General features: G+C 37.9%; 27 protein-coding genes and 2 pseudogenes. 4 read left to right on the top strand and 25 right to left on the bottom strand.

Annotated elements, in window-relative coordinates; translation table 11 throughout:
• Positions 1-48 precede the first annotated feature (48 nt).
• Both fliB and ACTQ1L_RS07240 read left to right on the top strand, forming a co-directional pair.
• Positions 49-1,260 carry a flagellin lysine-N-methylase gene (gene fliB, locus ACTQ1L_RS07245; RefSeq protein ID WP_441366277.1) on the top strand — a complete coding sequence of 404 codons (1,212 nt, stop codon included), beginning with the start codon at positions 49-51 and terminating at the stop codon, positions 1,258-1,260.
• Between the two features lie 20 nt (positions 1,261-1,280).
• A complete protein-coding gene (locus ACTQ1L_RS07240) occupies positions 1,281-2,201 on the top strand; it encodes an aldo/keto reductase (protein ID WP_441366275.1) in 921 nt (306 codons plus the stop codon).
• Positions 2,202-2,213: 12 nt separating this feature from the next.
• Here the strand turns inward: ACTQ1L_RS07240 and ACTQ1L_RS07235 are convergent, their stop codons facing one another.
• Both ACTQ1L_RS07235 and ACTQ1L_RS07230 read right to left on the bottom strand, forming a co-directional pair.
• Positions 2,214-3,035 carry a M15 family metallopeptidase gene (locus tag ACTQ1L_RS07235; RefSeq protein WP_441366274.1) on the bottom strand — a complete coding sequence of 274 codons (822 nt, stop codon included), beginning with the start codon at positions 3,033-3,035 and terminating at the stop codon, positions 2,214-2,216.
• A 108-nt stretch (positions 3,036-3,143) separates the two neighbouring features.
• Positions 3,144-3,296 carry a hypothetical protein gene (locus ACTQ1L_RS07230; RefSeq protein ID WP_441366273.1) on the bottom strand — a complete coding sequence of 51 codons (153 nt, stop codon included), beginning with the start codon at positions 3,294-3,296 and terminating at the stop codon, positions 3,144-3,146.
• A gap of 171 nt (positions 3,297-3,467) precedes the next feature.
• Between ACTQ1L_RS07230 and ACTQ1L_RS07225 the strand changes: the two genes are divergently transcribed.
• Complete coding sequence (locus tag ACTQ1L_RS07225; RefSeq protein ID WP_441366271.1) at positions 3,468-3,803, top strand: helix-turn-helix domain-containing protein; 336 nt, start codon at positions 3,468-3,470, stop codon at positions 3,801-3,803.
• Positions 3,804-4,012: 209 nt separating this feature from the next.
• Here ACTQ1L_RS07225 and ACTQ1L_RS07220 read toward each other — a convergent pair whose 3' ends face one another.
• The 23 genes and pseudogenes from ACTQ1L_RS07220 to ACTQ1L_RS07110 form a co-directional block, all read right to left on the bottom strand.
• Positions 4,013-4,441: an ABC transporter ATP-binding protein gene (locus tag ACTQ1L_RS07220; RefSeq protein WP_441366270.1), complete on the bottom strand. Its 429-nt coding sequence runs from the start codon at positions 4,439-4,441 to the stop codon at positions 4,013-4,015.
• Positions 4,431-4,874 (bottom strand): DUF4869 domain-containing protein, encoded by a 444-nt coding sequence (locus ACTQ1L_RS07215; protein WP_279207558.1) that lies wholly within the window; start codon positions 4,872-4,874, stop codon positions 4,431-4,433. Before ACTQ1L_RS07215 ends, ACTQ1L_RS07220 begins: the two co-directional genes overlap by 11 nt.
• Positions 4,875-4,950: 76 nt before the next feature.
• The gene (locus tag ACTQ1L_RS07210; RefSeq protein ID WP_441366269.1) at positions 4,951-6,420 is read right to left on the bottom strand and encodes a TOTE conflict system archaeo-eukaryotic primase domain-containing protein; all 1,470 of its coding nucleotides are present in this window, start codon (positions 6,418-6,420) and stop codon (positions 4,951-4,953) included.
• A 266-nt stretch (positions 6,421-6,686) separates the two neighbouring features.
• Entirely contained in the window at positions 6,687-7,004 is a 318-nt protein-coding gene (locus ACTQ1L_RS07205) for a type II toxin-antitoxin system RelE/ParE family toxin (protein ID WP_279207555.1), read from the bottom strand.
• The gene (locus ACTQ1L_RS07200; protein ID WP_279207554.1) at positions 7,001-7,285 is read right to left on the bottom strand and encodes a type II toxin-antitoxin system Phd/YefM family antitoxin; all 285 of its coding nucleotides are present in this window, start codon (positions 7,283-7,285) and stop codon (positions 7,001-7,003) included. Before ACTQ1L_RS07200 ends, ACTQ1L_RS07205 begins: the two co-directional genes overlap by 4 nt.
• A 301-nt stretch (positions 7,286-7,586) precedes the next feature.
• Positions 7,587-7,868, bottom strand: coding sequence for a type II toxin-antitoxin system YafQ family toxin (locus ACTQ1L_RS07195; RefSeq protein ID WP_154496864.1), 282 nt, complete (start codon positions 7,866-7,868; stop codon positions 7,587-7,589).
• The gene (locus ACTQ1L_RS07190; protein ID WP_178071012.1) at positions 7,868-8,137 is read right to left on the bottom strand and encodes a type II toxin-antitoxin system RelB/DinJ family antitoxin; all 270 of its coding nucleotides are present in this window, start codon (positions 8,135-8,137) and stop codon (positions 7,868-7,870) included. The genes ACTQ1L_RS07195 and ACTQ1L_RS07190 overlap by 1 nt, the downstream gene beginning before the upstream one ends.
• 305 nt (positions 8,138-8,442) lie before the next feature.
• Complete coding sequence (locus ACTQ1L_RS07185) at positions 8,443-9,363, bottom strand: GNAT family N-acetyltransferase (protein WP_441366266.1); 921 nt, start codon at positions 9,361-9,363, stop codon at positions 8,443-8,445.
• A gap of 226 nt (positions 9,364-9,589) precedes the next feature.
• Positions 9,590-9,877, bottom strand: a complete 288-nt coding sequence (locus tag ACTQ1L_RS07180; RefSeq protein ID WP_441366265.1) for a GNAT family N-acetyltransferase — start codon at positions 9,875-9,877, stop codon at positions 9,590-9,592.
• A 30-nt stretch (positions 9,878-9,907) separates the two neighbouring features.
• Entirely contained in the window at positions 9,908-10,804 is an 897-nt protein-coding gene (locus ACTQ1L_RS07175) for an alpha/beta fold hydrolase (protein WP_441366263.1), read from the bottom strand.
• 216 nt (positions 10,805-11,020) lie between these two features.
• Positions 11,021-11,836 (bottom strand): alpha/beta fold hydrolase, encoded by an 816-nt coding sequence (locus ACTQ1L_RS07170; RefSeq protein WP_441366262.1) that lies wholly within the window; start codon positions 11,834-11,836, stop codon positions 11,021-11,023.
• A gap of 312 nt (positions 11,837-12,148) precedes the next feature.
• On the bottom strand, positions 12,149-12,889 hold the full coding sequence (locus ACTQ1L_RS07165; protein WP_441366260.1) for a CPBP family intramembrane glutamic endopeptidase: 741 nt from the start codon (positions 12,887-12,889) through the stop codon (positions 12,149-12,151).
• A 390-nt stretch (positions 12,890-13,279) separates the two neighbouring features.
• On the bottom strand, positions 13,280-13,876 hold the full coding sequence (locus ACTQ1L_RS07160) for a TetR/AcrR family transcriptional regulator (protein ID WP_279206810.1): 597 nt from the start codon (positions 13,874-13,876) through the stop codon (positions 13,280-13,282).
• 92 nt (positions 13,877-13,968) lie between these two features.
• Positions 13,969-14,172 (bottom strand): hypothetical protein, encoded by a 204-nt coding sequence (locus ACTQ1L_RS07155; RefSeq protein ID WP_441366259.1) that lies wholly within the window; start codon positions 14,170-14,172, stop codon positions 13,969-13,971.
• A 346-nt stretch (positions 14,173-14,518) separates the two neighbouring features.
• Complete coding sequence (locus ACTQ1L_RS07150) at positions 14,519-16,225, bottom strand: methyl-accepting chemotaxis protein (protein WP_441366257.1); 1,707 nt, start codon at positions 16,223-16,225, stop codon at positions 14,519-14,521.
• A gap of 17 nt (positions 16,226-16,242) precedes the next feature.
• Positions 16,243-17,430, bottom strand: a complete 1,188-nt coding sequence (locus tag ACTQ1L_RS07145; protein ID WP_441366255.1) for a BMP family ABC transporter substrate-binding protein — start codon at positions 17,428-17,430, stop codon at positions 16,243-16,245.
• A 204-nt stretch (positions 17,431-17,634) separates the two neighbouring features.
• Entirely contained in the window at positions 17,635-18,963 is a 1,329-nt protein-coding gene (locus ACTQ1L_RS07140; protein WP_441366253.1) for a methyl-accepting chemotaxis protein, read from the bottom strand.
• A gap of 45 nt (positions 18,964-19,008) precedes the next feature.
• Positions 19,009-19,401 (bottom strand): hypothetical protein, encoded by a 393-nt coding sequence (locus ACTQ1L_RS07135; protein WP_441366251.1) that lies wholly within the window; start codon positions 19,399-19,401, stop codon positions 19,009-19,011.
• A 583-nt stretch (positions 19,402-19,984) separates the two neighbouring features.
• Positions 19,985-20,356 (bottom strand): ATPase, encoded by a 372-nt coding sequence (locus ACTQ1L_RS07130; protein ID WP_441366249.1) that lies wholly within the window; start codon positions 20,354-20,356, stop codon positions 19,985-19,987.
• Between the two features lie 607 nt (positions 20,357-20,963).
• Complete coding sequence (locus ACTQ1L_RS07125) at positions 20,964-21,767, bottom strand: SDR family NAD(P)-dependent oxidoreductase (RefSeq protein ID WP_441366247.1); 804 nt, start codon at positions 21,765-21,767, stop codon at positions 20,964-20,966.
• Between the two features lie 63 nt (positions 21,768-21,830).
• Positions 21,831-22,370 (bottom strand): rubrerythrin, encoded by a 540-nt coding sequence (rbr, locus tag ACTQ1L_RS07120; protein ID WP_441366407.1) that lies wholly within the window; start codon positions 22,368-22,370, stop codon positions 21,831-21,833.
• 18 nt (positions 22,371-22,388) lie between these two features.
• Positions 22,389-23,009 (bottom strand): annotated as a pseudogene (locus tag ACTQ1L_RS07115) (flavin reductase); the annotation flags it as partial.
• Positions 23,010-23,341: 332 nt separating this feature from the next.
• A complete protein-coding gene (locus ACTQ1L_RS07110) occupies positions 23,342-23,524 on the bottom strand; it encodes a hypothetical protein (RefSeq protein WP_441366246.1) in 183 nt (60 codons plus the stop codon).
• A gap of 250 nt (positions 23,525-23,774) precedes the next feature.
• Here ACTQ1L_RS07110 and ACTQ1L_RS07105 point away from each other — a divergent pair.
• A pseudogene (locus ACTQ1L_RS07105) lies at positions 23,775-24,291 on the top strand (IS1380 family transposase); the annotation flags it as partial.

Below are 24,291 nucleotides of genomic sequence, written 5' to 3'. Positions count from 1 at the left end.
ATTACAATATGCATTGTTCGCAAATCTATAAGACGGCAAAGGAGAACTATGAAAAACTATCAACCGGACTATTACAACAATTTCAAATGTATTGCTGACAAATGCAGTATCACATGCTGTCAGGAGTGGAAAATTGCAGTAGATGACGCTACAAACCGCAAATGGAAGAAGCTTTCTCCTCCGGATACTTTATCTACATCCCATTTTTCTGCTGATAAAGTGTCTGGAAAAAGTGACACTCTAAGCTCTTACACATGCAATAAGGATGGCAGTCTGGTTATTAAACTGGACGAAAAACATCGGTGTCCGTTTCTTTCAAAGGATAAGCTATGTCATCTTGTAATGACATACTCAGATGAAGTGCTTTCAGAGACATGTGCACTGTTTCCCAGAGAAATCCACCGGTTTTCAAGACATGAGGAACGAACACTCATGCCGTGCTGTCCGGCAGTTATCGACCTGTGGTGCGAAAAACCTGTCACATTTCCTGTAATATCCGAGACCCGGAATAATTTATCTCCGGCATTTTTAATCCGTGATAATCTGATTAAACTGATATCTGACCAAGGGCTTTCAGTGGAGCTGGCTTTGCTTGATGGGCTTTACATTTTATTGGAATTATATAAAAACCAGCCTGTCACCAATGCACATATACAGGAATATTTTTCCGGACATACGCTTAATGAACTGAATACCGCCATGGAAGATATCCATATCCCGGCCGAAGATACATTTATCGAATGCAATGAGCTGCTTCAGGATTTATCAGTAAATTATCGTAAAGAGGGTTTGTATACAGCCTTTCTTCAGCCTGTACTGACCGAGGCTTGTAGATACTCCAATATTTATTCACAGTCAGACAATAACTCCATGAGCCGCACCTTGCAAACATCGCAGAAAAAATTTGGCTCAATACTCACAGATTATGACATTGTTTTTCGCAATTATCTGGCAAACGAGCTGTTTTCCGACCTGATATCGCCTGAAGCAGCATCCACTAAAAAAATTATTGAACACATGATTATCAAAATGCAATGGATTATGATTGAATACACGGCTATACGTCAAAGTCTTTTCTTGTGGTACAGTCACAATGCCAATAGTCCGTTGACATATGAAACCATCAGAGAGCATATTGTCATCATCTCACGCATGACAGGATATGATGACGATGACATACGCGAATATCTTGAAAACAGCTTTGCAAAGCTCATATGGGATTGGGGCTACGCCGCACTAATTATTGGAATTAGAAAATAATTACAAAGGAGATTTTTACTATGAGAGAAACAATTTTAGGCAATCACATACGAAAGGTTCCTTCAGTTGCAGTTGGATGCATGCGCCTTTCTGAAAAATCAAAGGATGAGATGAATCATTTTATTCATGCTGCGCTGGAACAGGGCGCATATTTCTTTGATCACGCGGATATCTACGGTGGCGGTATGAGCGAGAGTGTTTTCGGCGAAGCAATTGCAGACGATCCATCCCTAAAGCGTGAAGATATTTACCTGCAGTCAAAATGTGGCATCCGCCAAGGCTTCTATGATCTCTCAAATGAGCATATTCTGAAATCTGTCGATGGTATTTTAAAAAGGCTTCATACAGATTATCTTGATCTTCTGCTGCTTCATCGTCCGGATGCACTCGTAGAACCGGAAGAGGTTGCCACAGCATTTGATGTTCTTTTTGAAAGCGGAAAGGTTCGCCATTTTGGCGTTTCAAATCATAAGCCGATGCAGATTGAACTGCTACAGAAATATGTCCGCCAACCACTCGTTGTCAATCAGGTTCAGTTCAGCATTCCTGTTTCCAATCTCGTTGCAAATGGCATGGAAGTCAATATGGAAACACCCGGTTCAATTGATCACGACGGAAGTCTGCTCGACTACTGCCGCCTCCACAATATCACTCTCCAGGCATGGTCTCCTTTTCAGATGCCGGCATGGAAAGGCTGTTTTCTCGGAAGCGACGAATACCCGGAACTGAATAAAAAACTTCATGTGATAGCCGAAAAATATAATGTCAGCGATACTACTATTGCGGCTGCATGGATTTTACGCCATCCGGCAAATATGCAGATTGTTACCGGAACTGCAAGTGAAAGCCGCCTGAAGGAAATTATCGCGGCATGCGATATTACTCTGACTCGCGAGGAATGGTATGAGCTGTACCTGGCGGCAGGTCACCTGCTTCCGTAGAAATTATCAGCACTATTTTTCAAAATGCTGATAATCCTTGGAATGCGTCCAATCGCCTCCCCACTCAAAGCCATGCTCCGTAAACAGTTTATAGCATAAATCATCATGGTCAATCTTGTGCGAAAAATCCCTGCTCCGGTCAACATAATATGTGGCATTTGCAGGCTCAATCGAAAGCTCCCCATCGACTGTTTTGACATAAGGATTGTATAGAGTGTTGATATCCACCGCCATTCCCATTCCATGCTTCGATATCTTTGTAGTGTGGGAGATAAATCTGAAATTGAAGGCCGATGAATTATTATCGCTCATAGATGCCTCATCATCTGCATCGTATTCATCAACAAGTCTGACTTTTTCTATTTGATATCCGGACTCATAGAGCTCCTTAAATATTTCAAGTACATCATCTGCGATATCTTTATTTGCAACCAGCTCACCTTCATGTACCTGATTGTCAAAGCCTACGTGCAGTACATGTATATATCGCAGATTTTCTCTGGGGAGTGTACAATCTGCCTTGTAGGATTTGCCCTGCATTTTTTCAAAAATATCATCCGGAATTTCGGATATATAAAATTGCTCTTTATTATTCTCATAGGTCGTATCCAGAATATCTGCTTCAGATGTACTCGTGTCAGGTGTATTCGTATCAGCTACACACGTATCAGATATACTTGTGTCAGGTATATCTTCACATGTATTTTCTGATACATTCGTAGACGATTTATCATCAGACTCTTTCTTATGATTTTTAGTGAATTCTCTGCCCGCAAGTGTGACGATAAGCAGCGATGCCACGGCTGTGATTATTATGTTTGTGTGTCTTTTCATATTGGTTTTATGCCTTTCATATTGTTCGAAGCATTACTAATCTCTATTGTAATGATGATAGCTTTTATTTACAATAGGCATTGTTAACAAACGTTATTAAATTAAAAGTCAACCTATCTTCAATTTATCTTTAATAATTTCCATTGTCACCTTACTGCAAAGTTTGCCTCCAAACTCACCGGCTTTCTTTAAAATCTCCAATTCTTCCTTCACGCAATCCTCATACACAGCCTTTGGTAGATTTTGTGCAACATTCTTCATATTTTTCTGCAAATTTTTTGACAAAATCCTGTGACAGCCATCTGCTTGAAACCATATCATATCCAATGGTTATTGTCAAGGTAAACATTGAAAAAAGCTAAATTATAATTTATAATCTTTTATGGTTACATTCAATCACTTGAATATCGATTTTTAAGAAGGAGCTTACCTATGAAATTTCAACCTGAAAGATTAATCCAACTCAGAAATACTCTAAATATAAATAAAGCAGAGGCCGCACGTCGCCTTAATATCTCGCCAATGGTATATGGCCGCTATGAAAATGGACAACGTGAACCCTCTTATCCTACAGTCGGTTTCATTGCGCAGACATTTAATTGCAACATAGATTTTCTTTACGGAACATCTGATAAGATAGATCCTGATTACATTATTGTTTCTTCATCCAATGACCCTGAGCTTTATTCACTCATCAAAATGATCAAGCAGGACAGCAATGTAGAAGGCAGAATACTTACATATGCACGCAAACTGCTAGAAAAATAAAATACCATGCTAATCAAAAAGAGCGGTGTATATAAACTACATCGCTCTTTTTATCTGATAAATCATTATTCATTTTCATCTCATGAATAAAATAATTTGTTGAATTACTTGCTGAATTTCACTAACTGCCACATTACTTACAGTTTCAAAATCAATTTCTTTCTACACTCCTGTTAAACATACCAGGTTGCGGAAAATACTAATATAGCTCACAAATATTTTCTCAGGCTAAATTCTGTCTGCTCCCCCTTTTTCTCACTCACAAGTTCAAACAAATTATCACTTGTTGTAAATAAATTATTTGGATTTCTTCCTATAATCAAATACTGATTCTTATCATCCAGCGAAATATACTTTCTTGTATCATCATCTAACAATATGTCAGCATTATCAATCACAATAAGTTTGCCTATCTCACCGGCAATAAGCTTCTTTATATCCCTCTGATAATCCTGGTAATTGATACATACTATATTGGGATTCACCGCCATACACTCCCTCATAAATGAAAAAGAAGCTGTTTTTCCGCTTGCCGATAAACCAGTAAGAATTGTAATATTATTTGTGAAGTCAAAATTAAGTATATACGATGTATGAACCGTTGAAAAATGTTCCATAACAATTGGCTTACTCTTCATTATTCCACCACTCCTTCAACTCTTCGTAATCCTCTATCACTCTAGTTCCGTTTTCATCAAATACTTTTACTTTGTTCATATCAAATGGTATTACTGCATAATCACTATATACCGTTCCAGTTTCTAGTCCATACAATACTTCCAAGGCATTATCGCCACATTCTTTCATGCAAAATACCTTATCAGGAAAATACAGTACATTCAACACGGTTTTACAGCCTGTCGATAAACAATCAATATCTAATGTAACGCCATTGAACTTTGATTCCATCTTATATTTCCCAATCAGCTTGGAGGCATCTATTTTCTCGACAATGGCATTTGCCCTATCATCTATCTTGGAAACGGTATTCTGGTTAAAGAAAACATCGTTAAGCTCAACGTAATCCTTATCACTTGGTATATCTTTCTTATTTTTCAATATGGTAATCATACCAGCACCTCCAAACCAATATTTTGAAATTCCCTATGTAGAGATGTTCCCCAATAAATGCTCTTCATTTTTTCCTTTAGCAAAAGCTTTGTCTGATCCAATCCGCATATATCATCTTCTTGTCTATCTGCCCACTCACAACAATTCTGTCTCCAACATTCTCCCAGATTTCCCTTTGAAACCTCAAAGCCTGTATTCCTTGCTCCTTAGCTTTTTCTTTAGCCGTATAGCTATACCTTATAGGACCAATTAGCATGTAATTGATTTTTTCTAGTCCATCTGCTCTTTTAGGAGTTGCTGTCACACCGTATACATACTTTGCTTTCAATTCTTTCAAAACATTTGCTATTGTTTCAGAAGCAGAATGATGGCATTCATCAATCAGCACGAGTCCATATTCATTCAATAGCTTATGAAACTCTCCCTTTTTGCATAGTGAACCTGCCATTGCAATATCTATGATTCCAGTCATTGAATCGTGAACTCCTTGCAATGTTCCAATCAGACTTTTTCTTTTCCGTACTCTTCCTGTCTTAGTTTCATATGATGGAAGTTCCTCATCAATATTTAAAAATTTCTCCAATGCATCTTTCCACTGCTCTATTAAAGCCGATGATTCCAATATAATCAATGTATTGACTTTCTTTTGTGCAATTATTGCACTACTGACAACAGTTTTTCCAAATGCAGTTGCAGCATGAAGTATTCCGTTATCGTATTTCGTCAGTTCTTTTAGCGCCTTATCCGGTAATGAATCCTGCGCAGGCAGCATTCTGTCATAATATTTAAATGATTTTAAATTAACCTGTTCCGCACCTTTATCAAGCAAAGCAAATCCAAACTTTCTTACCAATGAAGCAGCTATCGGCTTATCAAAGAATATCCATACATGTGCTCCTCTTCCAGATCTTGAGCGTTCCACTAACGGATCTATTCCATTCATCACACAGATTTTCCTCATTGCTTCAACTTCTTCAATCCATGTATCGTCATCATTGGCAAAATCTTTTTCTTCTGCTCCTTTATCATGATTATCAAAATCAAATACCATAAACCTGCACGTTCCATTATTAAGAAGAGGATAAACACCTATCACATCAGATGAATTATAAGCATTTCCCTGCAAATGATTTAATATATCGTATTTTGTTATTTTCTTATAAGAACGATTCTTACAGTCCTTGCAATTGATGCCATCTTTTATCTTCTTATGACACACACTTGTCCAGAAATTATTACACTGTGGATAGTACGCTGCTTTTCCAGTTTCTTTATTAACACTACGCTTTGCATAAACATCCTGCCTTCCCCAGAACATATAAAAGAACTTATTTGCCATATTTTCTGTTATTGACTGCGGATGAATGATTCTTTTGCCCTGTTTTGGATCATAATCTTCTTTACTATCATTTTGTCTAAATGCCGATAGTTCCTTATTGTATGCCAATCCTGCCCTGTCCAATATGTTTTTTAATATCTGATTTTCCAGTTGCAGGTCATTCAACTTTTTCTGAAGTTGTGATATATTTTCTATTGAATCACGCATATTGACATACCTCCCAGTTTTATTTATTTCTTAATTTTCTTGCATATTGCATAAATACAATCCTTCCTTAGATAAAACAGCTATCCATCAATAGCTATTTTTTGTGTCAGCTATTGCTTTCTCAATACTGATAAATTATCCAACTTCATAGTCGCTCCTATATAACAGAAGTAACGTCATGAGTCGGCTCATTCTCCCATCCCTTTTTAATCCCAAAATATATTCTTTTTGGGGAGAAAATCAAATTTGTTTGGGATTAAGATAATCTACAAGCCTCTGATAATACTTAAATAATCTTGCCTCTGATCTACTACAGCATAGACAATAACCTGCTTCTTATTATCATCTACCTTATAAAATACAATATCCTTTTCCAAAATGAGAACCAAATACCCCTGTCTTTTTAAAACATTGTATTTTGGCTTCACACCAATATACGGATTATCACCCAGATTCATAATGGCTTCTTCAAGATAATCCAACTTTTCCAATGCCACATCGTCCCCAAAGTTTTCTGCAACATGGAGAATGATCTTTCGGATTAAGGAATCAGCCGTATCTGTTCGTATAACTTCGTACTTCAAGCTTTCCCCTCCTTAAGAAAACTTCTTAAGTCATCAAATGTGTTCTTCATAGGTGCAACTCTTCCGTACTTAACATCCTCATCAGCTTCTGCAAGAATTTCCAAAAGTTCAATTCTCGCCTTCATCCTCTTATACTCCTCATAGGAAATGGAAACTGTGTCTCCTCTTCCATTTACCGTAATGATAACAGCCTCATTATCTTCACGGCATTGTCTGGATATTTCGTTATAGTGATTTCGTAAATCTGCAGATGGTCTAATTACTTCCTGCTGTGCAAACATGATTATCACCTCCGTTTTTAATATAGACATATTATATCATTATATGTCTATATTTACAATGATAATCGTTCCTATTCCTCCATATGTTAAAATGAATTCCGTTATCTATCTTTAACAATGATGTAGAAATGCAACAACTTCTATATGGGGTATTTAATTATTCAAACTCCCTAACTTAATCCTTGTCTTAAACATTTTTGTTAGGGTGTCCTGTTACGATTTGACTTCATTTGGTTTCAGCTGCACCAGTCACATGTGCTGTATGAGCTAATGTTATCAAATTGTTATCAGTGTTGTGTTATCACATGTTAAATAAATCTGCATGTGTTCCTGTATCGACCAAGGTCAATGTCAGAATACCATCTTCTTTCAAATATATTAGTAACCAATCCGGCTGAATATGGCATTCTCTAAATCCTTGATATTTTCCTTTTAATTCATGGTCTCTATACTTTTCTTCCAAAGGAATATTGTTCTGAAGCATAGTGACAATATCCTCCAGAAGAGATATATCAAGGCCTCTCTTCCTGGCTAACTTCAAACTTTTCTTAAATTTGCCAGTAAGTATCAATTCATACTGCATCAATCAAGGTCCTCCATGGCATCCGAAAAACTACTGTATCTCTTAGTATTAGGATCCTTGCTGATTCTTTTCGCTTCTTCCATAGCCTCAATAACCTCTGGTTTGTATTGTGGAACCACTACATCAAATGGAAGCCCCCCTCTCATAACACACTGTCTAAGAAATATATTCATTGCACTGGACATATCCATTCCTAACTGTGAAAAAAGCTCTGTAGCCTGCTTTTTTAAATTTTCATCAATTCTCACCTGCGTAGGTACTGTAGCCATATGAACACCTCCCATATAACATATTTGCCTATAGTATATACTCATTTCTTAATTCATATTATATGAATAAAAACATTTCTTGTCAACGTTTAGGTTTACATTGTGTTTTAAATGTATCACTTTATCATAACCACCAATTTGATACCATTCACGTGCGCTCCACCTACACTCCAACGCTTGCCCCCCTTTTGCACCCTTAAATACGAATAAATCCCCTCCTCTATCTGAGCTTTACTTTAGACATCATCCAAGATAATTCCCATGTCAGCTATTTCTGCTATGAAATTGATGGGAAGTTGCAGAATTTACAGATATCTTTCCAATATCTTTAATCCTTCCTCTGCATCTGTTCCTAGTATTTCCTGCGTTTTTTTGAAATCATGAACTTCATGCAGCTTATCATGAACATAGAAGAATTTTTCTTTTCCATATTTGTGAATAAACATTGCCTGAGCCTTGCAGGCACTTGCCCCGTCATTGTCTGGTTGATAGAATCCCTTCGTACACTCTTTTAAATCCTCACACTCATAGCAACCATCAAGCCCCTTCTTTTCACAACAATCTATATTTGGACATTTACCCTTATCATAAAGCGTTCCGTATGAGCAGCAGCTAAATACAGAACGGCATCCTCCACACCATTCGCCCAGAAAGCAATGATTACATGAGAATCCACAATATGCTGTCATATCAACATTTTCTCTTGCCGCTTTTACAATCTCAGCCTTCCATTTAGCACCACTTTCATAGCGTCGATCTTTGTCCGGTCCCTCCACTGCAAGGGCTTTACGATATATACGTGATTTCTCACCTTCGATATCCTTGTCCATTTTATAAAACTCATATCCATATTTTTCGTACAATCCTGTATGACCGGTGGAAATATATATGTACTCCCTATTCATGACTGTTGCAATACTCTCTGCATAATCTAAAAGCATTCCTACATAACGATGCCCTCTATAATCAGGGAATGTATAAACAAATCCAATCCATGGTGACATATCCGTTGGCTGGATATCATCAAGAGGAGCAAATGTGCAAAAAGCAATCAGCTTATCCCCATCCACAAGCATTGGTACAAGAGCAGTTTCACCAACCATTCTTTTCAGACTGTTTTCACTAAGAAGCTGATGTAAATACTGCCCTGCTTCCCAATCACATTTTTTTATTTCATCTAACCAATGTTCTTTTTTCTCTGATGTAAAGTATTCAATTATTTTCATCTTTTTGATTTCTCCTTGTTTTGGTATGTCTATATACGCTCTGTTTTGAGATAATAGTGTGCATAATTCACTTGAAACTATTCACTTCATCATTACGAGCACAAATCCATGCAAAAATTGCAATACGAACAAGTTCGTTATGCAAATGGATCTGTGCCTGCTGAATCAATGTTTTCTCACGGTCAGAGCAGTATGTGCGCAGACCTTCTGATCAGTTACTCTACAACTATAAATTCGGTTCTTTTTGATAAACCAGGCTGTACCTGGTAACACCATTATCGTCAGACATTTTCTTTGCAAAATCAACCAATTCTATTGCTATCCCCTTTCCTTGATGTTCCTTATCCACGCAAACTAGCAATATATCTAAATGAGGTTCTTTCGCATATTCAGCATTGGATGATTGAATCTGCTTAATAAAATGCATCAAGCTTTTTATTTTTGATATTTGTAGCATAAGGGTCACAAGAACGCAGATGACAAGGATAATACCGAAAAATTTTTGTTGTTTCATGTTAATTTCTTTCCAATAAGTTAAGTGTGTTTAATCGTGCTTCATTACAAAATCACAAACAGCTTTTTTAATTTCTTCTCCATGTCCCTCCATCAAATGTCCGCCATTTTCAAAGGAAACGAATGTACAGTCTGGGAATCTTGACAGCGCCCTCTCCGTATCATTGTAACTCGCCAGCTTATCGTCCTTCGCATGGAAAATCAGCGTAGGAATCTGTAAATCCTCAATCGGGTAGTCCTCAAAGTTCCTTGCCATATCAGGATTGGTAATTGAGGCATCCAATACAACACCATCTTTTCTGTCATTTACGGGCATCATACTGTAAATGGTAGACGGTTCCATTCCCATGATTGGCTCAAACATAGGACTTAGCAGGAACATGGCGTAATTATTGCACAGGAACGCAGGTGGTCCCGCATATTCGGCAAATTTTTTCGGTTTCTCCACAAGTGGCATGGCGGAGCAGTATAAAATCAAGCCTCTCGTGCGCTCCGGATAATCGAGTGCGAAACGGATTGCAATGCTGCCTCCGGCAGACGTCGCCAACAGATACACCTTGTCAATGCCAAGCTTGTCCAGAAGTTCCACATACGCCTCTGCCTGTTTGGCAGGTGTTCCGTCGCCGGAAACATCGCTTCCCAAATATCCAAATCGTGAGGGAGCGATAATTCGATAATCGGAGCAAAAATCCTTACAGGTATCATAGGCCTGGTCATAGCCGCCGAAAATTCCGTGAACGGATAAAATTACCTCGCCCTTGCCCGAATCAACATAAGTCATATCGCCATAACTTAATGCTATCGTCCGGGCATTGTAGGTGGCAAGACGGCTTTTGCTCTCCTTTACCGCCATACTGCACCGTATTCCCTGAACAATAAAATAAATTACAAGGACAAGTAAAACTCCCCCTGCTATGTAACTCCACATACGCTTACACCTCCTCTTCCCTGTTAAAATTATCATAGTAATTCACCACCTTTACTATTCCTCATTTCACGGGAAGTTCAATTCTTTTTTCCAATAATCACCACATGGTTACTCATATCAATAATCGTTTTTTCAGCACATACAGATAAATGATATGCAAGCCAGGTATCAAATTGTTCATTATTCCCAACCCCCACCTGTCATAATACTTTTTTGTCACCGCATCCCCTCAACCAGCTTTGTAATGAGGCTGTTTACAAGCTCCGGCTGGTCAGTATTAGAGTTATGTCCGGCATCTTTAATCCATTCCAAAGGAATGCCGGTGCTCTTATGCCATGCCTTGTTGTACCTGACACACGAGCCTGCCTTATCCTGTTCGCCACAGATTAGCAAAGCCGGACATTTGATCTCATATGCCAGATTTCTCTCTACCGCTTCAGCAAGCATCCTATATCCATGCCCCGCCACCTTCGCATACCTTTTCTGGTCACCATCGTACACTAACATCATTTCACGCATCAGTTTTCTTCCGTATTCCGTTACTGCAACTCCCTCTGTTCCCGCTTTTAAGAGAGATTTCCATGGGTAATAGCGGTAAATGGGTTCCATTCTTTTCAACATCCAGATTTCCATAGACGTCATATACCGTCTTTGAAGCGGTGCAGAATCAATCGAAACAAATCCCTTCAGTTTTTCGGGATAAGCTTCCGAATATGCCTGTCCCACATAACCTCCCATTGACTGTCCCACGATGACAGGCTTTGTAATCCCTTCCTGTTCCAAAATTCCATCCAACCACCTCGCCTTATCCATTAGGTCAAAGTCAAATGTAAAGGGCCATGAAGCGGCATGCGCTGGAGCATCCCACACGAAAACGTTGTATTTTCCTTCAAAAAACGAAATCTGTTTTTCAAACAGCCTGTGATCCGCCGTCAGACCGGGCAGAAAAACCAAGGTGAAATCATCCGCCGAAATCATATGTACCCAATAATGGATTACGCCAAGCGGCGTTGTATATGTTTTTTCATTCATTGATATTCTCCTTTCGATAACCCGGCTCCTCATCATTTGAGCCATATCTTTGGACAAACTGTACCATTACTATAAAAAATAAAAAACAAAACATTCGGCAACCATTTTCGCTTTACAGACGCATAAATCGCATCAGAAAGTAATAGACCTGCTCCAGTTCAAACACAATTCTTTTTTTCATATACTTTTGTTCTCCCTTTCTACGGAAATTCATTGTTCTGCAAATGCTTCCTTATAGATGTGCTCCTTCATGAACAGCATAATAAGCAAGCACCGCTGAAAGTATCCCTATATATTGTCGTATACGTTTCTTCATAATGTATCTTTCCTTTCCCATCTTCTTTGATGAAGCATATATAGAAAATATGCCAGTAAAATAACAAACTGAACTGCACCCAAAAGCATGTCAGACTGCATAGACCCCTCCGCACTGATAAAAGAACAAAAATCATGCAGTGCATGCAATAAAACACAAGGAATCAGACTGTTACCCTCGATAAATATGAGTGTGAATGCCATCCCATAGACAATAGCAAAGCATATCTGAAGAATCGTTGCCAAAAGATCTGCCCCACCTGCCACGTTCAGGATATGGCTCATTCCAAAAAGAACAGATGACAATAGCATGGCTTTGATTACTCCATACTTTAGCCACAAATTGCAGATGATTCCCCTGAAAAAGATTTCTTCCGCCATACCAATGCCAAGTGTCAAGAACAAATTGGCGAAAAGAAAGGCTGCTCCTTCTTCCAAATCCACGCCAGCTACAAGAGGCGATAAAGCGATAAGCAATAGCGGTGAATAATATAGTACTCTCTTTGCTGTTCCTTTTTTCACCTTGCGAAATCCCAGCACGGATATTCCCCGATACCTGATTATGTAATATGCCAGTGTAATCACTACAAGACTCCAAATCACAGTTCCTCTTACAATGGCGGACTGTACCCCTTCCATCTTTGTGATCACCACAATTGCACCCTGCACAAAGAAGAATAACAGGAGAAGCATTAACGCCACAGTCGTTTTAAGCCCAACCTTATCTTTCTTTTCCATATTCTTTCCCCCAATCTGTAAGATTACTTCAAATTGTAATTGGTTCAAATGCCTCCTTTTTTACTTTCCCACATTGCCACAGCAATGCGAATAAACGGAACAAGTAGCAGAAACATCACAATAACAGAGCCACCAAGCTGCCCATAAGACATCCACACATTTGATTCCGGTGGGCATGGACAAACGATTGCCATAACCACGCGAAATATCCAAAGCAAGAGTATAAAGCCATAAATAACTACTGCTTCTTTATTCTTTGCAAATACTTTTCAAAGTCCCAAATATAAGCCAATTCCGATTTTTCCAATTCTGGAACTTAAAATCACCTAATAGTTTTAAAATTCCTGTCATTCATCTGTTTGTTAGTTAATTATGGCTTGATCTTTCAACTTACTTCATCCCATAGATTTCAACAAAATGTGACAGGTGCACACCTATCTGCGTCCACATTTCGTCCGTCCTGTCAGGCTCCCGGTCTGCAATCTCTATCATCACTGTTACCGGTGCAACAATTTCTAGAGCAAGCAGATTGGCGTCAAACCTACGAATCAGATTCTTTTCCATCATTTTTTCTAACATCAGTGCATACATTTCCTGATTTCCGGTCAGCTGGTGCTTTGATGTAAGTGCCGCAATCTTTTCATTTCTATACTGCTCCTTCGCACAAAATCTTCTGACCTTTTGTATCTGAGGATCCTTCATTGTGAATCCAACTCGTCTCAGACAATCTTCCTTGAATTCATCCAGCGATTCCGGTATCTTATCCAAATTAGTGCTATTTCCGAAATTCTCATAATATTTTTGTTCCATCATGGTAATCAGAGAATCTAGAATGTCTTCCTTGCCCTTATAATGCGCATATATGGATGGACCTTTTATTCCCACAGTTTCTGCAATTAAATCAATGGATGTCTGGTCATATCCCTTTTGTGAAAATAAATCAAGTGCCGCTAAAAGTATTCTGTCCTTTGTTTTTATCCTTTCCATTTCGTTTTCTCCAATCTTCATATACCTAATATCAGTTAGGGATATTATACCTAGTATCCGTTAGGAAGTCAATATACCATATATAAAATAAGTCACAGCAAGTTCCTTTGCAACAGGCTTTCCAGCAGCCAATACTTTATCAATTCTTTTGAATCAATTCTTGTATCTATCTTAGAGACAAAGATATCGAAATAATTCGACATCTTCAACAGGTCTGTTCCCTTTTTATCTTCTTCAGTAGCAAAAATATCAAGCAACTCATTTTTACTATATGTAACCACTTGTGTCTCTTCCATATATTAATCCTCCGTTATATTTTACCTTAATCCGTGAAACTCATTAACCCAATTCCGGCCGTATATCCGATAAATACTGGATCACACATACAAAGGTTCTTGCATTATTTGTAGTCAAACGATTTTCTTCTTTGTAATTTTCATAACTCTCAACAACATAATTCATAATAAATGCCTCCATTTCTGTGTTTTATCTCAATTCTATGTACAAAAAAGCTACCCTCCTTAAAAATATTTTAAGGACGATAGCTAATAGCTTAGTATTACCACCTTAATTCATCTATATTTCACAATATAGACCTTATCAAGTACGAAAATCTCTTTCGATACTCTGACTACTTTGTAACTACATCTTAAAATTCTTCATATTCTGCTCAAGAATATCTGCTGTTACTCTAAGATTAACTGCGGACTCCTCCACTTTTTTAAATCTATCAGAAACATCGTTGATTACTTTGCTGGTTTCATGTGTATTTACCACATTACTATCAGCAATATCTGACAGGCCCGCTATCATTCCCATCATTTCTTTTCTTGCAGTTTCCAGATCCTGCGTTCTTTTCTCAATGTTTCTAATCTTTTCAATAGATTCATTTATTTCTTCCATTACCTGACTTACAGATTCCTCAGTACTTTTTATATATTCATTCTGCTTTCCAATCACAGATTTCATCTGTTCCATTGAATCTACCACATGTTCTGCGTCAACAATAAGTGTCTTCACAATCTTATCAATTCTGCTACTGGCTTCATTTGACTGTACTGCAAGCTTTTGAATCTCATCTGCTACTACAGCAAATCCTTTTCCGGCCTCTCCAGCTCTTGCAGCCTCAATACTTGCATTAAGAGAAAGTAAATTGGTCTCATCTGCAATTCCAGAAATAAATTCAGCAGCTTCACGAATAGTCTTTGCTGACTCATTAGTCTGCTCCGTCAACTCTGCAATAATATTAACAGAACTTCCAACCTCCTCACTAATTTTCTTAAGTTCATCAATTGCAAAAGTAGTCTTATCACTTACTATAAGCATCTTATCTGCATTTTTGTTTAATAAATCCGCTTCACTTCCAGTCTCTATTATTAGATTACCCATATGAGTAATATTGTCTGAGGCACTCTTTGTATCCTTAGCCTGTGAAATTGCGCTTGTCGTAATCGTATCTACAGATTGCATAACATAATCCATATTCTCAAAAGTCTGATGTGATGTCTGTTCCAAAGAATCAGATGAACTTATTAACAAATTCGTACTCTCACTAATTCCACCTATTACGCTTCTCAAGTCTGTCTTCAGTGTATCTATTGCTCTAGACAAATCTCCAATTTCATCTTTTCTCTGAAGATTTTTTTTATCAATTTGAACATTCAAATTTCCCATTGCAAGATACTCTAAACTCGTAATTTCGGATTTTAATACTCTTGATATTGTGTTTGAAATTAATCCCGCTCCAACTATACCAATAATGGCTATTACTAATACAATAACTGTCATATAGAAAACAATACGCAAAACACTATATAGTGTTTCATTTTTATTTATTCCGGCAAAAACCATTCCAACTGGTTCATTACTGTCATCCCCTTGAAAAACTGGTACATAGTAGCCAAAATACATTACTCCGTCAACAGATACATTCTTGCTGAAGTACTCCTTACCATTTTGCAAAACCATCTCCTCAATTTTGCCTCCCGCAGGACTTCCCAAAATTCTTTCTCCGCTTTGCTCCTTTATCGAAGTCATTATTCTTTTATTACCATAGAAAAAAGTGACATCCATTCCAGACTTTTCTTTTATTGTATCAAGCAATTTTTCAGAATTTGAAATGTTGTATCCACCCTTCCATACATCTCCATTTTCTGCTACAAGATAAGTGCCTGAATTCTGGTCATATGCCGCCAATGTAGCTGCTGCTGTACCTCTAAGAGAATTCTCAACTTGATTAATAATTGAATTACGCAAAAAAGTGAGGGACATGAATACAATAATTATTCCCAAAACACTAATTGGCAATATTGAACATAATAATAATTTCTTTCTAATTGTTAATCTCATTCTGTCTTCCTCCTTTGTCACTCAACTACAACTACATTATGATAATACCAATTTATTCCACCTGTAATTGTTGCATCGTCAAGAGTTTGTCCTTCTTTGCCAATTATTTCTCCTGTATTTGTTTTTAATTCTCCATCAAAAACATTATAGGTTCCGCTCAGAATCAACTCTGTTGCCTCTGATACTTTATCCTGCGTTCCATCCTTGCAAAATGAAGCTAATTCCGTGATTTCCACGAGGCCTTCATTCATGCCTCCATAATAATTTTTGCCATTCCAAGTTCCACTAATAATAGAATCAACTGCTGATGTATAATATGCACTCCAATTCCAAATTACACTACATAAACATGCTTTCGGAACTTCTTTTTTCATATCAGAATTGTAACCAATTCCATAAACCCCATATTCCTGAGCCAATGTCATTGGGAAAGGTGTATCACAATGCTGTGCCATAACATCGCATCCCATATCTAGCAATTTCTTTGCTCCAGCCTCTTCCTTTTGAGGATCATACCAGCTGTTTGTTACTACCACATAAATCTTTGCATCGGGATTTACAGCTTCCACACCAATTGCAAAAGCATCAATTCCTCCTGTAACCTCTGAATTGGAGCTATCCTGGGCTGCCACATAGCCTATTTTATTTGTCTTAGTGTTCATACCTGCAACTATTCCACTTAAATATCTGGCTTGATATATTCGGCCGAAATAATTGTTAAAATTCTTTCCATTGGACATATAGCCAGTTCCATGAGAAAAATAAATATCCGGATACTTCTCAGCCATCTCTGCAGTCGTTTCCATGTAGCCCCAACTCGTTGCAAAAATAACATTACAACCATCTGCCACAAACTCTTCTATCGCCTTTTTCGTAGCCTCTTTATCCGAATCATCAACTATCTTCCGCTCAATTTGAGCATCTGAAAGCCCCAGATTACTTTGCATTCCCTGAATTCCTAAATCATGTGTATACGAATATCCACTTCCTTCCACTGGGTCAGAAATGTATAATACGCCTACTTTTATTTCTTCAACTGGAATTGCTTTTGATGGGTCTCCTTGTAAAACTTCCCCACCTTCCTGAACAGATTTATATCCTTCATTTGTAACATAATCATCTGGCTCTGACAAACCGGTTTCACATCCAAATAAATTGCTACATAATAACATACCTGCTACTATCATTAGTATTTTTTTCTTCATGGACTGTCTCCTTTGTAGTATGATATTCTATTTCGTTGTACTGTTGGCTTTTTATCAGTCTAAAATTATTATATTTGCTTTTTCGCTCGCTGGCAAGACTCAAGTACTATTTTTAGAAAAATAAAAGAAACCAGCGAATCAGTTTTTATGTTGATTCTATGGTTTCTTTTCACCCCCGTCAGATAAGTTCTAGATTGTGTACTATTATACTTTTTCGAAATTGTCAGCTTCGCTTTTAAGCGTCTCTGCAATAGCTTTATTGTCTTCCATTTCACTTGTCACCTGTGAAATATATTGAACAAGTGATTCAATACTTTCAGCAGCCTGAGTAACACCCTTTGCACTTTCATCAACTGCATCAGAGATTCCTTGAACAGCATCTGTCATCTGTTTGATTTCTTCTTCAATTTCAGAAATATCACTAGCATATTCTTTCATATTCACATCAATATGAGAAGCATCTTCGCTATATTGATTACCCATATCTACAAAGGCATTGTAATCAGATAATACGGTTTCATTTACATATTTTATCATTTGTTCAGAAGATGAAGATAACTCCTGAACAGAATCGATTACACGTGCATTGATTGCCTGAATATTATTAGCAGTTTCTCTTGATGAATCCGCTAACTGTCTGATTTCATCAGCAACAACAGCAAATCCTTTTCCCGCTTCTCCAGCTCTAGCAGCTTCGATTGATGCGTTTAAGGCAAGAAGGTTAGTCTGACTTGAAATGCTAAGTATATCAGCGGTAAGTTTTTCTATTTCTTCTACACTTTTTGAATTTTCAAGTGCAAGATTTAATTTTGTATTTATTTCGTCAATAATAACGGTTGTCTTTTTTCTATTTTCTACGGCTTTTGCTTTAACCTCATCAGCATTCGTCTTCATATCTTTTGCATAGGCGGTAGTTTCTTTAGCCCTTGAATTAAAAGCCTCAATACGGTCATTGACATTTGATGTATTCTGACTAACGTTGTTTGTAGTTGCTGCAACTTCTTCCATTGTGGCTGCTAATTCTTCCATTATTGCAGAAACATCTCTAGCACTATCATCTGATTCTGCCACAAGGTTAACTACATTTCCGACTACTTCATCCAGAGTAGAAGAGTAAGAAATGATATTACTCATTATTCGCTGCAATGTTGAGATAAACTCATTGATACCCATTGCTGCTTTTCCAATTTCATCTTTACATCTAACATTAACTCTTCTTGTAAGATCTCCATGTCCTTCATTTATATTCTCGATAATATCCTCTAATTCCTTCGACTGTTTTTGCAAAGGAGTTACTACTGTATTATAAACAACCAGAATAGTAGCAATTATTGATGCGACTAAAATAATAACAAGAATAATACAAACCGTTTTTGCAACCTTAAAAGAAGATTCCTGTTTTGCTACAGCTTCTGCTATATTTTCGTCATTTGCTGCTACTAAAGCATCGATACTGTCGGCAATCTCACTAGACCATGTGGCAAATTCGCGATTACAAAGTGCTTGAACACCTTTATCTCCGGATTTTGCCATTTCAATAAGTTCCAAAGAACGAGACTGAACAGTAGAAAAAGAGGATTATAAGGCAATGATAGCTTTTTGTTCATCTGCAGAGAAATCGTCTTTATTATCATAGAGCATTCCTAGCCACTTATCTTCTTTATCTTTATACATATCTAAATCATCAACCGAAGATGCGTACAAATCATCGTTATTTGGATCTGTAGTAAAGGTTAAAACTATATTCATTGTTAATTGTAGATCTAATCCAAGTTCATCCAGGGCAATAACCGTATCAAGACCAGGTCCCGATACATGTCTACTGGATTCCTGATTACTGTTTAATGTAGAGAACATGTAAATTGCTGTTATTAATGCAACAAACCCCAGGATTATTACTGGTATCAGCAATTTAACCATAACTTTTGCAAACATTGCTAAGTTAGAATTTGCCAATTTGTCCTTATTCATTTTTAATACCTCCAATCATTATATGTTATTATTATACCATGAGTATGACACAACAGCAATAAAATCAGAAATTATAACCATATGGGAAAGCGTGCATTTATTGTCACCCAGTCCATCAAAAAACTCAAAGCTGAAGATAAAGAATGGGCACTAAATCCAGTCGGTTTCAAAAGAGTTTCTGATGTTCGGAATAAACAGGTTGCCCCTTCTCTGGGAACATAATAATTTAATCCCTGATTTCTAAAGCTTGATGTTAAACAAGGAATAACATATTCCCCACATGGTTGCTTTGGCAATTCATCTGCTTTATAAGGAAGCTTTGCTGTCTCTATCCTTCAAACAAATCACCTATTATATATTTGCCCAACTTTACATTTGACAGCATGTCCTGATTATCAACCACATAATCAAACGCAACTAAGTATTCATCTCCATCTTCAGTCTCCAAGTCTATTAATGCATCCAGTAAACCCTGATTGCTCCATTTACTCTCAACTACAAGTTCATTGTCAAAAAAAGCTGATTAACTAATTTCCAGAAGTGAAGTCCTGCACCGATATCCTCTGTCCATAAATATCTCATATCACAACTCCTCTTCCAGTGTTATCCTGTTATTATCAAACTTCAGCACCTTAAAGCTCTTATCAGATACATTGAGTCCGTCACAATTTCGTAGAAAAAGCATATACTGATTTGACAACCCAAAATTAATGAATCTCCTGACATCATCATTAATCAGACAATCTGCATTATCTATCACAATAAAACTATCTCTACACTGTTTGATTGCTTCTAAAAAATCATCTGATTTGTAGTTAAATAGCTTGATTGCTTTGTATTCGTCTGTCAATCTTATATCTTCCAGCATTTCATAAAGTACTGTTTTACCTGTACCGCTATCTCCACCAACAAGAGTAATCCTGTCATCAAATGTCAAATCATATGAATTTTGCAAGCAAATTGCAACCACATTATTCCATAACACAAGAGAGCCTAATTACTCCGACACTCCTAAGTACGCATCCGCAAATGCATACCCCAATTAACATTATAATACACTACATACCCTATTAATACAAGTCACTTATCACTTTGCCTCTTCGTCTTTCTTCCTTCTTGCCATAAACTTTTTCACTTCTTCTGATCCATGTAAATGAGTTATTCTTAAGTCGGACTTTTTTTGCTATGTAGAGACTCCTGATAGGAGTTCTCTATAGCATCAGCAAATCTCTCTACCTGTCTTTGACCAGAAACAACAAAGTTTTTGGTAATACTTAAAGCAGCCATATCTAACATCCTATTCTTTTCTTTATTGATATACAGCTATACACTTCCTCGTTGCCTATGCGTGTTCGGGACTTTCACCCGTTAGAGCGCGCCCATGGCGCGCAAACAAACAGGGAGATAAGATGCTTATCTCCCTGAAAATTAACGATTTGCATTTTAAGCTGCGAAGCACTTAAATTAAAAGTTCACATTCAAAGTAGTGAAGCACTTAAAAAAAATCCCTGACCGAAAATCTCATTCCGGTCAGGGGCACCTTTTTTAAACTGTTTTTTCAATTACCATGTTCGGCTTGCCATCTGTCTGAACTGAGCAACCGTAGGAGTATGTGAATTCAATCCGCCATCACAGGTCAGAACCTGTCCGTTCATGTATGCTGCCTCATCACTTGCAAGATATACACACAGGTGTCCGATATCATCCGGATTACCGTAACGCTTGCCAAGAATATTGGAAAGGAAAATATCCTTCAAAGCATCCGGGATACGCGCTTCGTTCTGAGGAGTAACAATCAGTCCGGGACGAACGCAATTACAACGGATTCCGCTAGGGCCATACATACATGCTACATACTCGGTAAGCTTGTCAACACCTGCCTTCGCACAAGCATAAGCAATCGTACCAAGGTCTCCGCCAGCACTGGCCATGGAACCAATATTAATAATACTGCCACCCTTTTCATTCTTCATGAGGAACGGCAACACTTCCTTAATCATGTTAAAGGTTCCGCCCAAATCGGTAGCTACCACTGCATTAAACTCATCCAGGCTAAGCTCGTCTACACGGCCATCCTTCATACCCATTCCTGCAGCGTTATTGATTAAAACGTCAATTCGTCCGAACTGCTCTGCAACATCAGCGATCAATGCATGCATTGATTCTTTATCGGTCAGGTCAAATGCATGAAACCACGCATTACCACCCTCTGCAGCAATGTCATCTACAACCTTCTGTCCTCGCTCCGCATTACGGCCGGTAACAACCACCTGTGCTGCTTCCTTTGCACACAGCTTTGCAATACCGATTCCGATTCCGCTTGTAGATCCTGTTACAATAACAACCTTGTCCTTTAAACGATTCATGTTTCCCCCTCCAAATCTATTCGTTTTTCGGCTCTTTCACATTCACAAGCCGGTTTTTGCGTATTAATAATTTTCTTTGCGTACTTCAAAGTAAGCCTGAGGATGATTACATACAGGGCAAACCTCTGGTGCCTCAAGTCCTACAACTACATGCCCACAGTTTCGGCATTCCCACATAGTTACTCCACTCTTTTTAAATACCTCCATTGCTTCTACATTCTTAAGCAATGCACGGTATCTCTCTTCATGAAGTTTTTCAATTGCTCCAACACCTCTAAACTGTGCTGCTAACTCAGTGAATCCTTCTTCCTCTGCATCCTTAGCCATTCTCTCGTACATGTCTGTCCACTCAGCATTCTCACCCTCAGCTGCATGTAAAAGATTTTCTGCTGTATCCCCCAGCTCTCCTAGCGCCTTAAACCAAAGCTTGGCATGCTCTTTCTCATTCTCAGCTGTCTGTAAGAATAATGCTGCAATCTGCTCATAGCCGGCCTTCTTCGCTACAGAAGCAAAATAGGTGTACTTGTTTCTTGCCTGGGATTCTCCTGCAAATGCTTCCCAAAGATTCTTTTCTGTTTTTGTGCCTGCGTACTTGTTTGACATATCCTTATCCTCCGTTTGTTTAATCACTTTTTCAAAATCAGATGCCGGGTGCTTGCAAAGAGGGCAAATAAAATCTTCCGGCAATTCTTCCCCTACATACTCATATCCGCAGATAGTACATCTCCAGATAGTCTGTCCGTCCTCTGTCTTTCCAACTTCCTGTGGCTTTGGCTTAATATAATTCATATAGTATTCATAGGTTGCCGATGCATCCCCGCTCAGCACTTCCATATCGGTTATTTCTCCAATAAACATGGTATGGGAGCCAAGATCCTCTGTCTTAGCAACCTTCACAGAAATATAGGCATTGGTTCCTTCTGTAATATAGTAAATACCATTTTGTCCTCTGTCACATGCCGTAAAGTCCGAAAACTTATTCACTTCGCGTCCTGTCTGAAAGCCAAAATGCTTGAACAAGTCAAAGGAAGCTCTCTGGCTGATAACGGATACGGTAAACTCACCCGTTCTCATTATCATATCATGGGTATAGTTTGCCTTATTCACGCAGATGCTCATCTGATTCGGTGTTGAAGCAGCCTGGATTGCTGTATTAATGATACAACCATTGTCTTTTTCCCCTTCTTTTGCAGTAAGAACAAAAAGACCATAGCTTAACTTATACATCGCTTTTTTGTCCATCGTATAACCTCCTTTTCGATTTTGATATTCCTATAGTCACTTCATTTCCTTCAAAGTACTATTATTTCCTTAATTTCTTTATCTTACTCTCTTCATTTGCATAAAATCTTATCAAGTAAACATTACCACAAATCATCTTTCGAAGCAAGAAATTACGTGCCTCAAAAGCATCTGAAAAAGCACTTCTTCGGATATTTCCCCGAGTAACGCACACGACGCTTGTGTTGCTTTTCTTCCATAAATCGTCACCCTGTCCTTCCATTTTCTGCTGCATTGCTATCGAGCTTACATATTAAGCTCCCAGATAAATGCCGTCTTATCCGCAATTATTTCTAATCAATTCCGTAATAGATCAGTTTATCATCCTTGTCCTTTACCATTTCGATAAATCCATCTTCCGAAAATGTTACGAAATATTCATCTCCCGAATCACTAATCAGTGTTATGGTGTATGCATGCTCCCCATCCGTTTTATTCTTTGCATCAACGATTGTTCCTGCTCCTATCTTCTGCATAACGTATGCGGTTCCTAGGGCCCTGTTTTCATCAAGAGACATTGTTTTTCTGAAGAAATCCGTATTCGCAGACAATTCCTTGGGGACATTGTTTTCTTTTACCTGAATCCGTGAAGTTCATTTTTCAACGTCCTCTGAAACGCTCATAAATACTACATTTCCTTAAATTTCAACGATTATTTACCTTTTGGGTGAATGAAATTTCTGCTAAAATAGACCTATAAATCAAGCAATTTAGGAGCGTTTTACCATGAGCAATAATCGTAGAGTGACATTAAAAGGAAATCAAAATATAATTGTTGAATTTACCAATGAAAGAATTATTCCGGCAGGTGGTTTATCTGTTGTCGGTGCCTTGTTGGGTAAGAGCGATTTTGTCAAAAAACTTAACAGAATGGATGTTACAAAAAACCGCTCCCAGCATCAGATTAAAAATGGTGACATTCTCCTTACCTACCTTGGTATGCTATGCATGGGGAAGCCTTATTTTGAGGCTGTACATGAGATGGATGACGATAAGGAGTTTTACAAAACAGCATTGTCAAAAGGGTACTATTGAATTTTTACAGGAAACGATTGAATTATGTAAAAAGCTGACGGATCAACCATTGCTCATTCGTCTGGATTCCGGCAATGATTCCATTGACAATGTAGCAGTACTAATGGACAGCGGATGCTATTTTATAATCAAGAGAAATCTTCGTCGCGAGAGTAAAGAGGATTGGTTTGATATGGCAAAGCAATTTTGCAAGAATATCGAAAATCCT

Origin of the sequence: Agathobacter sp. LCP21S3_B2, assembly GCF_052118705.1 — a bacterium.
Classification (GTDB): Bacteria; Bacillota; Clostridia; order Lachnospirales; family Lachnospiraceae; genus Roseburia.
This window is presented reverse-complemented; position numbering and strand designations above follow the sequence as displayed.